Genomic DNA, 14,792 nt, shown 5'->3' on the forward strand with positions numbered 1-14,792 from the left:
TTTTAAACTACGACTCATAAACGCACCATACAAGCTATCTCTCTATTATATGCAACTTCACATAAAATTGGTATGAGACGGGGTTGGTGGTAGCAATGCGACACGCGATCGCCCCCGGCACGGGAGATCCTGCTAACTTTAAGTTGGGCGACTGTTCCACCCAGCGGAATTTATCGGCACAAGGGAGAACCCAAGCCAAGCAAATTGGAGCAGAATTTCGCAACCGCAACATCAAAGTTGCGAGAGTTTTATCTAGTCAGTGGTGTAGGTGTTTGGAAACAGCAACATTGATAAATTTAGGCAAAGTCGAACCCTTCCCAGCGCTGAACTCGTTCTTTAGGGACAGCAGCACAGAAGCCACACAAACAGCGACAATTCGCAAATTAATTGTTGACAACCGCCACACTAAAGACGCGATTATTATGGTAACGCATCAAGTAAATATTACCGCGATTACTGATCTTGTACCGCAAAGCGGCGAAGCTGTGATTCTCAAAAGTGATCGACAAGGTAAAATCCAAATTGTGGGGCGAATTGGAGGATTTTAAATAGATAGAAAGTTATAATATTATCAATTCCCCATCACCAACTACGCATTGCCAATTTATATGAGTTTCCTATACAGCGCCGCCCTCGTGACTTTAGCCGACCTTGATAAGGAAGTTCTCGTTAAATTTTACACAAAATTTCTCGACATAGAGCCAAACCCTTATATTCCCAATACTTATGCGGAATTTCAACTCCCAGGCTTAAGACTCGGCATATTCAAACCCAAAGATTCCCACAAATCGGAATTTGCAAATCGAGCAAAAACAGGCATGAGTCTGTGTTTGGAAGTCAGCGATATCGAAACTGCGATCGCCAGAATTTGGGCTTTAGGGTATCCGCCCAATGGAGAAATTATCAAAGCTTCTCACGGTCTAGAAATCTATGCCTTCGATCCGGCCGGCAACCGCATAATTTTACATCAATCCCATTAGGATGTAGGATGATGGCTAATGATTTGTGAACTCTCGATCTTCTCTTCTCTTCCTTCGCGTCCTTCGCGTCTTCGCGGTTCGTTTAAAAAAAGATCGAGTTCACAACCCGGTGAGGATTGCTATATAAGTTATGCAATTGCTTCACCACCTTCGCAATGACATTGTAAAACCCGCCTCTACAAATCAAAACGGCCTTAACTATCTAATCAGTTCAGCAAAACTATAAAAACTGATGATTAATAACAGCAACGCTGTCAGATGAGTTAGCTGAAATTGAGGCCGCGGGCCGATGTATTCCCGCACCAAAATTGAAAAAGACGAACCAATTATATAACTCAGAGACAGGGTTAAATACTGCCACTGCAATGTTGCACTCCACAGCCCGAGCAAAATCATCGCCAAAGTCAACATCACCAACTCAACAAAGCGAGGCGGATTGTGCTGAGTAGACAGAATCAAAGTGTCCAACCAATATTGCCAAGGTCTCATGTTTTAGCGATCGAGCTTTTAGATTTAGCCTTCTAGCTTAACCTACGATCGCCATTCTGTTTGTTGCTGCAAACACCTTAAAGCCTCCGCAGTCTCAACCTGCGGAAATTGCCCGTAAAAGCGACTGACACTGTAAAAAGGGTGAGGAGTCTTCAGGACGATCGCCTTATCGCCCATTGTGGCCAAAAATCCCATCAAATCTGCCGGGGCGACAGGCGCGCAAATCCACAAAGCCAGCGGTTGCTGCGACTCCAAAGCCTTAGCCGCCACAGCCATCGTCATCCCCGTAGCAATGCCGTCATCTACCAAAATCGCCAAAGCCCCAGCCGCGCTGATATTTGGGCGTCCAGGAGACAAATCTGCCAGCAAAGATTGAGCATTATTTTGAGCCAGGGGCAGTGCTGATTTTTGCAAGCGTAAATTGTGCTGCTTTTGCTTTTCCCAGAGGACGTGACCATCAGCAGTTGCAGCCCCGATCGCCAATTCTAAATTATCTGGGCGAGTAATTTTCTTAGCGACAACCACATCCAAAGGACAGCCCAAGCGACGCGCAATCGGCACAGCAACGGGCAAACCCCCGCGTGGCAAGGCGTAAACAATCGGTTTCACCGCCTGCTGTGTCATTAAACTCAACTTGCCGAACTCGTCCACCACTGCCTCGGCCAGTTTTTCACCTGCATCGGCGCGATCGTCAAAAAACGGGTTAGAGAACATATTTTTGCCTGTACGAGCTCAACCAAAAAATAGGAGATTGTGCCAGTGTTAATTGGAGATTGTGCGTGCAGCGTAGCTATCCCGTAGGGAATCGACAGCATCGCACACAAGCTTCTAGCCAATCTCAAATCACCAAACCCGATCTAAACTATAAACTCTAGACTCGAAAATATCTCCCTAATTGTAAAATGTATGTCCAGCGACTTGCAACTGAGCCTTTTTGACAACAATCAAAGTGCCACTTTCCAAACAGACTCAATACCAGCAAATGCCAAAATTCCCATTCCTCCCGGCACTTATCAAAATATGGAACAAATCGGCGAGCACTGCAACCGCTGCTACCGCTGTGAATTGGGCAACAGCCGCACTCACGCTGTCATCGGGCGCGGCAATCCTCAAGCCTCAATTTTGATTGTGGGAGAAGCACCCGGACAAAACGAAGACGAAACCGGATTGCCCTTCGTCGGGCGATCGGGCAAACTGTTAGATAAGATTTTAGAATCCGTGGGATTGAGTGCAGAAACCGACGTATTCATTGCCAACGTCATCAAATGTCGCCCTCCCAACAACCGCCCTCCGACAGCAAAAGAAATCGAAGCTTGCAAACCTTACTTGCTCGAACAAATCCGCATCTTAGACCCCAAAATTATTTTATTAACTGGTGCAACAGCCCTCAAAGGTTTGTTGAGCGACAAGCGGCCGATAAGTAAAATCAGAGGTCAATGGATTGAATGGGAAAATCGTTTGTGTATGCCAATTTTTCACCCGTCGTACTTGCTGCGAAACCCCTCCCGCGAACCGGAGACGCCGAAATGGTTTATGTGGCAAGATATGCAGGCTATTAAGGCTAAATTGGATGAATTAAAATAGCAATTGTAATAATTTTTTGCTGTGCTTTGTATGGGCGGGTTTCACCAACTATAATTGACTAAAACAGGTAATCTCATAAACCCGTCCCCACCCACGTAAATCGCTCAACCGAAAATTCGGGAATTTTCTGATACCTTTGTCAGGAACAGGCATCTTGCCTGTTCCACAATAACCTTATTTTCTGTCAGGAACAGGCATCTTGCCTGTTCCACAATAAAAATTATTTCATGTGGGGAGTAGGGGTTGGGCGTATCGCCCGCCCGCAAGATGGGGAGCGTGTCATTTTTGCGATGAGTATAAATCCTTGTGAACCGCACCATGACTTTTTTGCCGATCATCAGTATATTAGGCAATAATTATCATCTATTCCCACTTGATATATAATCATGAAAAACTTTATTGAAGCTATTGGTGGACTAATAGGACTCCTAGGTTTTTTGAAAGGCATTCTTGAGTTCATAGATCTCAATAGGATACGTAGATATGAGAAGTTTCATGAGATGAGCAAAAGATTCGATGAGAACGAGTCAATCCAGAAAGTCTGTGAGCTTTGGCATGATAGCTCTAGCAGCATATCAGTCACAAAACAGGAAAAAGAGGTATTTATCTGCTTTTTGGAAGAGATTTACTTTATGATTATGTCTGGTGTAATGAAAAAGGAAATTGCACTGTACACATTTGGCTATTATGCAAGAGAAGCAATGCACAGCCAAAGATTTTGGCACGATATTGATCGTGGGGAAGAGTATTACACAATATTCAATGAATTCTGTGGAATGGTCTCTATCTTTGAGCCAAGCAAAATCGGAGTCAAGGAAACGCTGAAATACTGAGCACCATGAAGATAAATTCTTAGGTCACAATGTACTTTTGACGGGTTATCCTTTGATTTAGAATTGAGTATTTCCTAATTTAGAAGGTCAAACCTCTTCGGAATTTCCAACTTATCTATTTCCACCTCGTGATTTATTAACAGCGGGCCTTATACTAGATATTATAAAAAAAGGTGTTATTAAAAAAAGAGGTACAAGTAATGACACAGGTATAAGTCCTACAACCATCGGCACTCCAACCCAAGGGTTAGAACTAACAAAAGATATGAAGCCGCTCCAATCCAGACTGTTAATCAGACCCCAACCAACAACCAACCGCAAGATGCCTGTTCCACAATAAAAATTATTTCATGTGGGGTGGGCGCCTCGCCCGCCCAAAAAATACAATTTAGTTGCGAGACAACTTATTTTTTGCCTGACAATCGCGCAACCACAAACGAATAGCCTCAGCAATTTCGCTTTTCTCCCCCTCTGGCCACAACAACGGACGAACATCCGTCGCAGTACCAAACCGAGAAACAATTTTTACTAACTCCCACCCGTTATCGGTTTTAGTGAAAAATAACCAATGATATTGCTCAATTTCGACTGGTTTTCCCCCGCGATACTGCCGTTCCAAAGTAGTAATGAAAACTTGACTAGCATTTTCAGGAAGTGCATCTTCAAAATTTAAAGGTAGCGGTTCAAACTCCGGGCGGCCGGCTAAAATTATTTGTGGCAGCACGTAACCAGGCGGTGTTTTAGTGTTAGGAGAAAAGTGCGATCGCACAATTACGCGATTAGCATAACTCGGCAAATCTTGCAACAGGCGATCGACCAAAGTTTCTAAATCAGCGGGACATGGCGATCGCACTAACAAACCATACCGACTGGCATTCATAGGGTTAGCATGATTTGTCACAAAATTAACTGCCAAAGTCGGAGTTTCAACCGCAGATATTAGCAGATAAACACAGATAAACGCTGATGAAATATTATCTGTGTTCATCTGTATTTACCTGCGGTTTAAAAAACATTCATATTGTTACTCAATCTCTTCACAAATACGCGCAAAAGCCGCCACCGGATCATCCGCAGCAGTAATCGGCCGCCCAATCACCAGATAATCCGCACCAGCTTTCAAAGTCGCCTTCGGAGTCATCGATCGTTTTTGATCGCCTCCATCAGCCCATCTCGGACGCACACCGGGACAAACTAACACAAAATCATCCCCGCAACTCATCCGCAACTGTTCCACTTCTTGCGGAGAACAAACAGCACCAGCTAAACCCGTTTCCTTAGCCAACAATGCCATGTGCAAAGCATATTCCGGCAACTCCAAAGGTATTTTCAACTCAAAAGCCAACTGTCGCGAATTCAAACTTGTCAAGAGAGTAATTGCAATTAATTTAGGAGTCGGTTTATCCACAGCCGCCGCCCCTTCAGTCAAAGCCAACTGTGCCGCTTTCAAAGCATCTTTACCACAAGTAGAATGGATCGTCAATAAATCCACATTGTACTTAGCAGCAGCCCGACAAGCACCAGCCACAGTATTCGGGATATCGTGAAACTTCAAATCCAGAAAAATCCGCTTTTCCCGCTGTTTTAAAATTTCCAAAATCCCCGGCCCGGAACTCACAAACAGTTCCAAACCCACTTTCCAGAAAGATACATCAGGCAGTTTGTCAAGAAGTGCGATCGCATCTTCTTGACTCGAAACATCCAAAGCCACAATAATTCGATTATCAGCGTTCATCTTCAGTATTCATCTGCGGTTAAACAAGAGATTCAAGACACCAATCGCACAAACTTATTCTTCCCAACCTGCAAAACCTTACCGCATAAATCAGCCGGTGATTCAAAAGTAAGGTTAACATCAGAAACCCGATCGCCCTCCAACTTTACCCCGCCGCCCTGCATCAACTTCCGCGCATCACCGCTACTTTTACAAAGCCCGCTAGCACTGAGAATATAAAACAACTTAGCCGGAAACTGGACGTTTGCCAAAGAAAACTCCGCCACAGCATCAGCTTGTCCCGCAGCACCTTTAACCAGCCCAATTGCATCTTGTTGTGCGCGTTCCGCCGCTTCCTTCCCCCGATACTGGCGCACCACATCCACAGCCAAAAGTTTCTGTTTTTCTCGCGGATTTTCGGGCAATTCATCAAGTGGCAAATCTGTCAATAGTTCAAAATATTGGGCGATCGAACTATCGGAAATTTTCTCCAACTTAGAATACATCGTCAGCGGGTCTTCCGACAAACCCACATAATTGTTCAAAGACTTCGACATCTTCTGCACCCCGTCAGTCCCGATCAAAATCGGCATCAGCAAACCAAACTGCGGTTTCATCCCAAAATGCCGCTGCAAATCTCTTCCCACCGCAATATTAAACTTTTGGTCACTTCCCCCCAACTCAACATCAGCTTCCAAAGCCACCGAATCGTAACCCTGCATTAGTGGATACAGAAACTCGTGCAGGAAAATCGCATTTTCCTGCTGCATCCTGTTATCAAATCCCTCTTTAGCGAGCATCTGCTGCACCGTCATCGTGCCTAGCAGTTCCAAAATCTTCGCCATGTCCAATTTTGACAACCACTCGGAGTTATAGCGAATTTCCAAACGTCCGGGCGTGTCAAAATCTAGAATCGGACGCACTTGGTCTAAATAAGTCTTGGCATTTTCCGCCACTTGTTCGGCCGTCAACTGGCTTCGCATCTCGGACTTTCCTGTCGGATCGCCAATTCTTGCGGTAAAATCTCCGATGACCAGTACCGCTGTGTGACCGGCATCCTGAAAAGCCCGCAGCTTGCGGAAGCAAATGCTGTGTCCCAAGTGAATGTCCGCCCCTGTGGCGTCAATTCCCAGTTTGACGCGCAACGGTCGATCGACTTTTGCCAGCAGTTGGGCTAAATTTTCGTCAGGGTTGCTAGAATCAGGTCGATCTGGAAAAATCTCGCTGACGCCGCGGTAAAGCGCTGAAAGGTTAGGAGTTATCATCGGGGAGCGATCGTCCATCATATTTTGCCAAAGTGCAGCAGAATTAGTTACACTCACTGGTTGACGCATAAAAACATAACTATCAAGCTACTATAATCCCAAAGCTGACCGGCTTTCATTAGCTGACCCCGCCCAAAAACGGATACCCGCCCCCGACAACAGTCGTGGAGATCCCCAAATTTTAGACTCTTGTTCAAACTCCCAGATTCATCTGTGGAATAAATCTAAAATCTAAAATCTAAAATCTAAAATCGACTGACTGTCTCTAGGGTTCGCATCTAAAATTAAAAGTCTTAAACCCCAAATCGAGTGAGGAAGTGAAATTCACGTGTCAACCAACGCAGTCCGCAATAACACGGAAAACTCAGCCCCCGTATTCGAGTTTGTTCAGTCAGTCAGTAAAGTGACCGCCGGAACCATACTCAGCATGACAATGCTTGCCAGTTCCGTAGTCGCTGGTGGACTGGTTGGCTTAGCGATCAGCTTCCGCAATTTGCCAGATGTTCGGATCTTGCAAACATACTCTCCCACAGAAACTACCCACATTTACGACATCAACGGCAAGCCGCTAGCCAGCATCCACGATGAAGCCAACCGGGATGTCGTACCCCTTGACCAAATCTCCCCGAACCTGAAACGAGCTGTTCTGGCGATCGAAGATAGCAACTTCTTCACCCACAAAGGCATCAACCCCGGCGGGATAGCCCGAGCTCTCCTAGTCAACCTAGAGAAAGGTAGAACCGTTGAAGGCGGCTCAACTATGACTATGCAGCTAGTCAAGAACCTGTTTCTTTCTCCCCAGTCAAAATTTAGTCGCAAGGTAGCTGAAGCGGTAATGTCTATCCGCTTGGAGCAAATTCTCACCAAAGACCAAATTCTGCAACTATACCTGAATCAAATCTACTTAGGTCACAACTTGTACGGGGTAGAGACAGCCTCTCGAAGCTATTTCAACAAGTCAGCAAGTAATTTGACTCTTGCAGAAGCAGCGATGCTGGCCGGCTTAATTTCTGCCCCCGAAGAATACAGTCCTTTCGTCAATTACAAGTTGGCAAAAGAGCGGCAAATAACCGTTTTAAGCCGCATGAAGGAACTCAAATGGATTACGCCGGCCCAAGAAACAGCAGCCCGCCAGGAAAAAATTAAGCTAGGCAAAATTACCTCTTTTGGGGTATCTCAAGTTCCTTACGTAACACAAGCCGTAGTCCAGGAACTGACGAGGCGTTTCGGGCGAGATGCCGTGGTTAAGGGAGGAATGCGCGTTCAAACCACGATCGACCTCAAAATGCAGCGCATAGCCGAAGAAACCGTCAAAGCGTGGCACAATCGGCTTTACAACCAAGGGCTGTTTTACGATCGCGAGGAAGGTCAAATTGCCCTAGCCGCCGTCGATCCCCGCACCCACTTCGTCAAAGCAATGGTGGGCGGCGTCGATTACGAAAAGAGTCAGTTCAACCGCGCCATTCAAGCACGCCGTCAGCCCGGATCTTCTTTTAAGCCTTTTATCTACTACGCTGCCTTTGCTAGCGGCAAATACACCCCGGATTCAGTTGTCTACGACTCGCCTGTCGGCTACCGCGACGGCGACGGCTACTATTACCCTCAAAACTACGGCGGCGGCTTCTCCGGTGCCGTCAGCATCCGCAGAGCTTTGGAATCATCTCTTAACGTTCCCGCCGTCAAGCTGGGGCAAGAAGTCGGATTGAATAAAGTGATTGAGATTTGTCGCGTGCTCGGCATCAGAAGTCCGATGGAACCGGTGATTTCTTTGCCCTTGGGTGCCGTTGACCTCACTCCTTTAGAAATGGCCGGAGCTTTTGCTACCTTCGCCAACAACGGCTGGCATTCTGACACCACATTTATCGTGCAAGTTACTGACAGCAGTGGCAATGTCTTGCTCGACAATACGCCCAAACCCAAATTAGTTCTCAATTCCTGGGCGGCGGCATCTGTCAACAGCGCCCTGCAGGGGGTAATTAACAACGGAACTGCAAGGGCGGCCCAACTTGGGCGGCCGGCTGCTGGGAAAACTGGTACAACTTCCTCAGAACGGGATATCTGGTTTGTAGGTTACGTGCCGCAGTTGTCGGTGGCTGTTTGGATGGGCAACGACAATTATAGACCGATGAGCTACGGTGCTACAGGTGGTACTATTGTCGCCCCTGTTTGGCGCGATTTTATGAGCCAAGCTTTGGAAGGCGTTCCAGCAGAAAATTTCAAACCTGCTTCAGCTTTTGAGCGCCCTTAATTATCAGTAATTAGTAGTCAGTCATAAGTCAGTCATAAGTTCAACTGTCAACAGTTGAACTTATGCTTGTTTTTCCAGCTCAGATTTCATCCGCTCCAGCGTTGAGTTCATTTGCTCAAACATCTGCTGGGGCGTGATGCCAAATTGATTGAGCTGTGTTTTTAACTGCTCTACAGTCATCTGAGCCATGAAGTCCTCAGACAGCTCGAAGCGCTTCATAAAAATACGGTAGCGCTCCATCATTGATTCCATCTGAGCGATGAACATTTTCTTGCCTTCGCGATCGAATTTCCCGTAATTGCCACCTAGTTTGATGAGAGATTGATAGTCTTCAAACAACTGCTTGGCTTCTTGCTGAACAATTTCTGAATCAAAAAATCCCATAGCTTTCCTAATTTTTTAATATTCTACTAATTTTGATCTAGTCTAGGCGAGAAATCCCGCTGCTTTTTGTACCATTTTATCAGTTGTCGGAGGAAGTCCCTACCCCTTAAGGCACAAGAATAAGTAGAAATTTCCGTACAGGATAAAGCATGGGCATTGGGCATGGGGCATTGGAAATGGGGCATTGGGCTTGCTATGACAACAGTCAACTGTCAACAGTCAACTGTCAACAGTCAACTGACTTTAAACTTCCCCGATGCGTTCTAGAGGCCAAAACCGCACTACAGCGCGGCCGATGATATTCTGCTTAGGTAAAAATCCCCACCTGCTGGAGTCGTTGCTGTTGTTGCGGTTGTCTCCCATCACAAAGTATTGATTTTCTGGGACGCGATAAGGCCCCCACTGGTATTTAGGAGGTTCGGCAATATATTTTTCGACCAGGGGTTTGTCGTTGAGATAAACTAAACCTTTTTTAACGGCGACGGTTTGACCCGGTAAGCCAATTATCCGCTTGATGAACGCTTGGTCTTGGGTAAAGCCTTCTTCTTGCAACTTTTCCGGGGGAGTAAATACTACGATGTCGCCAGTTTTTGGAGGATCGAGGTAGTAGGAGATTTTTTCGACTACGACCCGATCGCCCACGTGCAGAGTGGGTACCATAGAATCTGAGGGTATGTAGCGCGGTTCGGCGACCAACGCTCGAATCACTATTGCTAAACTCAAAGCAATAATCACTATCTGAAGATTTTCTCGCTGCGACTTCCACGCTCTCTGCCACCAGGTTTCAGGCGGATTTTCTGCTACTTGTGTACCCAACTTATTTTTTTCAGATGTCATGAAAGTCCTCGCTAAATAGTTGCCACTAATTATCTGATTAAGCTCGCTCAGCATTTAAATTGCATCTCAAGAAATAATCAAACTATGAGTGGGCTGGGAACGCGAACCCGCCCCAAATATACAATTTAAATGCAGTACAGCTTACCATTGAAGTATGTCGCTGTTAATTACTAGACTTGAAGAGTATGCCTTTGTAAACTATCTTGAAAGGCATCTGCGTTGCACCTCCGGTTTCCCTATCAATAAAAGATTTATGCAATAAGTCTCCTCTTGATATTAACTCATAAAAAAGGCAGAGAATTTAAATTCTCTACCTTTTTTATGTGAGGATTTTGAGTTGTTTGCGACTGCGAGATTAGTTATTTCCCAACTTAACTCGCGATCGCACACAACTCAAACTTACTCAGCGCCTTGGGGCAGCAATTCGCGCTTTTGACCTTGCAGCACCTTAACAATTCCGTCCTCGCCCACATCCACAACAGCGGTGTCGCCGTCTTTGATGCGGCCAGAAAGGATTTCCTCAGCCAAGCTGTCTTCCAACAAGCGCATAATGGCGCGGCGCAGGGGTCGGGCTCCGTAGCTGGGGTTGTAGCCTTCTTCTACCAGCCGTTCTTTGAATTTTTCGGTCACTTCCAGAGTGATTCCCTGTTCTGTCAAACGACCGAACACTTCTTTGAGCATGATGACCGCAATTTCCTTGACTTCTTCCTTGTTCAACTGGCGGAAGACGATAATTTCGTCGAGTCGGTTGAGGAATTCGGGGCGGAAGTAGTTTTTGAGTTCTTCGTTAACCAAAGAACGAATGCGGTTGTAATTAGCATCGGCTTGGTTGTCGCTGAACTCGAAGCCGAGGCCGCCGCCGCCTTTTTCAATCACCTTAGAACCAATGTTTGAGGTCATAATTAGCAGCGTGTTTTTGAAGTCCACGGTGCGACCTTTGGCATCTGTTAAGCGACCGTCTTCCAATATTTGCAACAGCATATTGAAGACATCGGGGTGGGCTTTTTCGATTTCGTCGAACAGCACGACGGTGTAAGGACGGCGCCGGACTGCTTCTGTGAGTTGGCCGCCTTCGTTGTAGCCGACGTAGCCTGGAGGAGAACCGATGAGTTTGGAGACGGTGTGCCGTTCCATGTACTCCGACATATCCAGCCGAATCATCGCATCTTCGGAACCGAAGAAGTAGCCGGCTAGGGCTTTGGTGAGTTCGGTTTTGCCGACGCCGGTAGGCCCGGAGAAGATGAAACTGGCGATCGGGCGATTGGGATTTTTCAAGCCAACGCGAGCGCGACGGATGGCGCGGGAAACGGCTTTCACTGCTTCTTCCTGGCCGATCAAACGTTGGTGCAAGGTATCTTCCATGTGCAGCAGCTTTTCGGATTCGGATTCGGTCAGTTTGTTTACCGGGACGCCCGTCCAGCTTGCCACGATTTGAGCGATATCTTCTTCGGTGACTACTGGCGATGGGTCGGTTTCGCCGGTGCGGGCAGAGTCGGTTTTTTTGGCTTGGGAAATAGCGCGAATTTCGGCTTTGATGGTCATTTCTCGATCGCGCAATTCGCCGGCTTTGTCAAAGTCTTGAGAACGCACCGCTTCGTCTTTATCTTTGAGGACTTGGCGCAGTTCTTTGTCAAGTTCTTTGGCTGCGGGGGGCAGTTGGGAGTTGATCAGGCGGACTCTAGAACCTGCTTCGTCTACCAAGTCAATTGCTTTGTCTGGGAGGAAGCGATCGGAGATGTACCGATGTGATAGTTTCGCTGCGGCTTCCAGGGCCGTGTCCAAGATTTTCAGCTTGTGGTGCTGTTCGTAGCGTTCCCGCAGACCAAAGAGAATCTCGATCGTCTCGTCAACGGTGGGTTCGCCGACCATAACGGGCTGGAAGCGCCGTTCTAAGGCTGCATCGCGCTCGATGTGCTTGCGGTACTCGTCGAGGGTGGTAGCGCCGATACACTGGAGTTCGCCTCTTGCCAAAGCCGGCTTGAGAATGTTTGCCGCGTCGATCGCCCCTTCAGCCGCACCTGCACCGATCAAAGTGTGCACTTCGTCAATCACCAAAATCACGTTACCCGCCGTGCGGATTTCGTCCATGATTTTTTTGAGGCGTTCTTCAAATTCGCCCCGGTATTTAGTACCCGCAACCAGCAAGCCGATGTCGAGGGTAACGACGCGCTTTTCTTCGAGGATGTCTGGGATATCGTTGTTAGCAATGCGCTGGGCGAGACCTTCGGCGATCGCTGTTTTACCGACTCCGGGTTCGCCGATGAGTACCGGGTTATTTTTGGTGCGGCGACCGAGGATTTGAATTACCCGTTCGATTTCTTTTTGGCGTCCGACTACTGGGTCTAGTTTGCCATCGACCGCCATTTGAGTGAGGTTCGCGCCGAATTCATCCAGGGTTGGGGTTTTGGTACGGGCACCGCCGCCGGTGGCTGCGACTTCTGCGGTTTCTCCCAGCATCCGAATCACTTGGGTGCGGACTTTCGACAAGTCTACTCCCAGGTTTTCTAAGACTCTCGCCGCTACTCCTTCACCTTCGCGGATCAGGCCCAGCAGCAGGTGTTCGGTGCCGATATAGTTGTGTCCGAGTTGGCGAGCTTCTTCTAGGGATAGTTCTAGAACCCGCTTGGCGCGGGGGGTGAACGGAATTTCGACTGCTACGAAGCCGGAACCGCGCCCGATGATTTTTTCCACTTCAATGCGCGCGTCTTTCAGGTTGACGCCCATTGATTTGAGGACTTTAGCTGCCACCCCGGTTCCTTCACCGATCAGACCCAGGAGGATCTGTTCTGTCCCTACGAAGTTGTGACCCAGGCGGCGAGCTTCTTCCTGGGCCAACATGATTACTTTTATTGCTTTTTCTGTGAAGCGTTCAAACATGATTTATTCCCATCACCTGCTGCTATGTGCCCGTTTCGAGGTCACGCTCGCACAACGAGCGTTTGTGTTCGAGTGTTAACTCGTACTGCTTATTCTAGCGCGACACTCCCAACCTATCTGCCGCACTCGGCTGCGGTTGCAGATTCCAGGCTCATGTTGCAGGGTGGCTTTCAACTGGGAAGACCCAAATGGTGGCTGACCTACAACCTCCCCTAGACTGCAAGAAGATTGCTCTTCTCGGCCCGTGCCCAACCTACGACTGCGTATTGATGGATTCTAGCATAATCTTTTTGGCTGTCATGCAGGTACAAAATGGATATTTCTCCAAGTCACAGGCCGGGTTTTGTACAAAACTTATTAGTTAGATGGGCGATCGATCCCCTAAACTCATCCTTAAGCGACAGCCCATCTCAAGAATTTGTTGCTTTGGGATGGCGAGAGCGAGCTGGGCTTTCTTTATCTAAAATTTTGCCTCAGATGCGTTGGAGATTTGGGTAGTATTCATTTCAGCTTCCGCTATTACATTGAGCCTGGGGTGTGGCGCTTCTTCCACACCATTGCTGAGATTGTGGAACCCAAGCGACCCGAACAGCAAAAATCTTTTTTTGGCGGCAGCCTTGAAGGACTTCTTTACACGATTTGCCACCTTGTACCCCTGTCCCTACTGGCGCCACCACCTCAATAAATGCTCAATATTTACGTGCAGCAGAACAAAGAGGTGGATATGTAACCGATCAAGTACATTTTGCTCGGACGTGACCTGCTGCTCAACAGCTTAGAGGTGTTGCTGGAGATGACAAACTGTCTACTGTTGCGGATGGCTCCTCGCTGCGCTTATTCTTCTGGAAGCTACACAATATCCTCTCTTAATCCATTGCTTGTTGCCAGGAGTGGTATCAGATGAGAAAGCGTTTTACACTAGCCCCTACTGGCTCAGTCTGGACTCGGAACTGGCAGGCAGAAAAGCACTAAAACATCGCAGTATATCAGCCGATAACATATTCCGCCTCTACGGTATTCTCAAGCCAGCTTCACGCTTGGCAGGGGTGAGAGCAACATTGCAGAAGCTGTTAGACAAAGGTGATGAGGAAGGCATCAAGGAGGCTTGCACGATGATGATCGCGGAAGAATATATCAAGGATTGGGAGTCGGCTGTCATGAGCTGAACATTCCTTCAGGAGACATACTGTAGACATACTGTTTTGACCCCGCGCTTGTTGATAAAGCTCCATACTTCTCGCCGGAGGAGGAGTTTGCCGGCAGCATTGTATTCGTGGAACTTGCATAGATATCACATTCTTTCCCTGACCTGAGACAATCGGTTTAAATTGAGCTTTTGTCGCATTCTCAACAGTCCCCTTCCCTTGTAAGATCATGTTAGCGAATCAAGGGTTATATCAAATCCGGCTAATTGTACTCACTTCCGTGATACTTCATGCCCCATATCCCCTGCCCAATTAATTGTGTGGCTGATTAACTGGATTTGATATCAGACCCCTGACTGCTTCCATTTTCTCGTTTCTAGTTACCAAGCTCAGCCAAATTTTAATTACTTAATTTTTATAAATATGGTAAAGTTGG

The 14,792-nt window shown here is 47.3% G+C and carries 15 protein-coding genes; 6 read left to right on the forward strand and 9 right to left on the reverse strand.

Going from position 1 to position 14,792, the window contains the following annotated elements; genetic code table 11:
- The first annotated feature begins 95 nt into the window (after positions 1-95).
- Together QUA04_RS13105 and QUA04_RS13110 are read left to right on the forward strand one after the other, a co-directional pair.
- Positions 96-548: a histidine phosphatase family protein gene (locus QUA04_RS13105; protein ID WP_333257782.1), complete on the forward strand. Its 453-nt coding sequence runs from the start codon at positions 96-98 to the stop codon at positions 546-548.
- A gap of 60 nt (positions 549-608) precedes the next feature.
- Complete coding sequence (locus QUA04_RS13110; RefSeq protein ID WP_333257719.1) at positions 609-980, forward strand: VOC family protein; 372 nt, start codon at positions 609-611, stop codon at positions 978-980.
- A 198-nt stretch (positions 981-1,178) separates the two neighbouring features.
- On the opposite strand, the gene QUA04_RS13115 is transcribed toward QUA04_RS13110, so the two are convergent.
- Both QUA04_RS13115 and QUA04_RS13120 read right to left on the reverse strand, forming a co-directional pair.
- A complete protein-coding gene (locus tag QUA04_RS13115; protein WP_333257721.1) occupies positions 1,179-1,469 on the reverse strand; it encodes a hypothetical protein in 291 nt (96 codons plus the stop codon).
- Positions 1,470-1,511: 42 nt separating this feature from the next.
- The gene (locus tag QUA04_RS13120; protein WP_333257723.1) at positions 1,512-2,183 is read right to left on the reverse strand and encodes a phosphoribosyltransferase family protein; all 672 of its coding nucleotides are present in this window, start codon (positions 2,181-2,183) and stop codon (positions 1,512-1,514) included.
- Between the two features lie 192 nt (positions 2,184-2,375).
- Between QUA04_RS13120 and QUA04_RS13125 the strand changes: the two genes are divergently transcribed.
- Both QUA04_RS13125 and QUA04_RS13130 read left to right on the forward strand, forming a co-directional pair.
- On the forward strand, positions 2,376-3,053 hold the full coding sequence (locus QUA04_RS13125) for a uracil-DNA glycosylase (protein ID WP_333098315.1): 678 nt from the start codon (positions 2,376-2,378) through the stop codon (positions 3,051-3,053).
- A 386-nt stretch (positions 3,054-3,439) separates the two neighbouring features.
- A complete protein-coding gene (locus QUA04_RS13130) occupies positions 3,440-3,886 on the forward strand; it encodes a hypothetical protein (protein WP_333257726.1) in 447 nt (148 codons plus the stop codon).
- A gap of 388 nt (positions 3,887-4,274) precedes the next feature.
- Here QUA04_RS13130 and QUA04_RS13135 read toward each other — a convergent pair whose 3' ends face one another.
- From QUA04_RS13135 to tyrS, 3 genes are read right to left on the reverse strand one after another with little or no spacing between them, the layout of a single operon-like run.
- The gene (locus tag QUA04_RS13135; RefSeq protein WP_333257727.1) at positions 4,275-4,874 is read right to left on the reverse strand and encodes a hypothetical protein; all 600 of its coding nucleotides are present in this window, start codon (positions 4,872-4,874) and stop codon (positions 4,275-4,277) included.
- A 36-nt stretch (positions 4,875-4,910) separates the two neighbouring features.
- Complete coding sequence (gene pyrF / locus QUA04_RS13140; protein WP_333257729.1) at positions 4,911-5,621, reverse strand: orotidine-5'-phosphate decarboxylase; 711 nt, start codon at positions 5,619-5,621, stop codon at positions 4,911-4,913.
- A gap of 32 nt (positions 5,622-5,653) precedes the next feature.
- Complete coding sequence (gene tyrS / locus QUA04_RS13145) at positions 5,654-6,886, reverse strand: tyrosine--tRNA ligase (RefSeq protein WP_333257784.1); 1,233 nt, start codon at positions 6,884-6,886, stop codon at positions 5,654-5,656.
- A 307-nt stretch (positions 6,887-7,193) separates the two neighbouring features.
- Between tyrS and QUA04_RS13150 the strand changes: the two genes are divergently transcribed.
- Entirely contained in the window at positions 7,194-9,113 is a 1,920-nt protein-coding gene (locus tag QUA04_RS13150; protein WP_333257731.1) for a penicillin-binding protein 1A, read from the forward strand.
- 60 nt (positions 9,114-9,173) lie between these two features.
- Here QUA04_RS13150 and QUA04_RS13155 read toward each other — a convergent pair whose 3' ends face one another.
- From QUA04_RS13155 to QUA04_RS13170, 4 genes are all read right to left on the reverse strand, one after another.
- On the reverse strand, positions 9,174-9,497 hold the full coding sequence (locus QUA04_RS13155) for a DUF1825 family protein (RefSeq protein ID WP_333257732.1): 324 nt from the start codon (positions 9,495-9,497) through the stop codon (positions 9,174-9,176).
- Between the two features lie 243 nt (positions 9,498-9,740).
- Positions 9,741-10,334, reverse strand: coding sequence for a signal peptidase I (lepB, locus tag QUA04_RS13160; RefSeq protein WP_333257734.1), 594 nt, complete (start codon positions 10,332-10,334; stop codon positions 9,741-9,743).
- Between the two features lie 399 nt (positions 10,335-10,733).
- Complete coding sequence (locus QUA04_RS13165; RefSeq protein WP_006632591.1) at positions 10,734-13,211, reverse strand: ATP-dependent Clp protease ATP-binding subunit; 2,478 nt, start codon at positions 13,209-13,211, stop codon at positions 10,734-10,736.
- Between the two features lie 460 nt (positions 13,212-13,671).
- On the reverse strand, positions 13,672-13,857 hold the full coding sequence (locus QUA04_RS13170) for a hypothetical protein (RefSeq protein ID WP_333257736.1): 186 nt from the start codon (positions 13,855-13,857) through the stop codon (positions 13,672-13,674).
- A gap of 244 nt (positions 13,858-14,101) precedes the next feature.
- On the opposite strand from QUA04_RS13170, the gene QUA04_RS13175 reads away from it, so the two are divergent.
- Complete coding sequence (locus QUA04_RS13175) at positions 14,102-14,377, forward strand: hypothetical protein (RefSeq protein WP_333257738.1); 276 nt, start codon at positions 14,102-14,104, stop codon at positions 14,375-14,377.
- Positions 14,378-14,792: the final 415 nt, after the last annotated feature.

Source organism: Microcoleus sp. S13_C5 (assembly GCF_036700845.1).
Taxonomy (GTDB): domain Bacteria; phylum Cyanobacteriota; class Cyanobacteriia; order Cyanobacteriales; family Microcoleaceae; genus Microcoleus.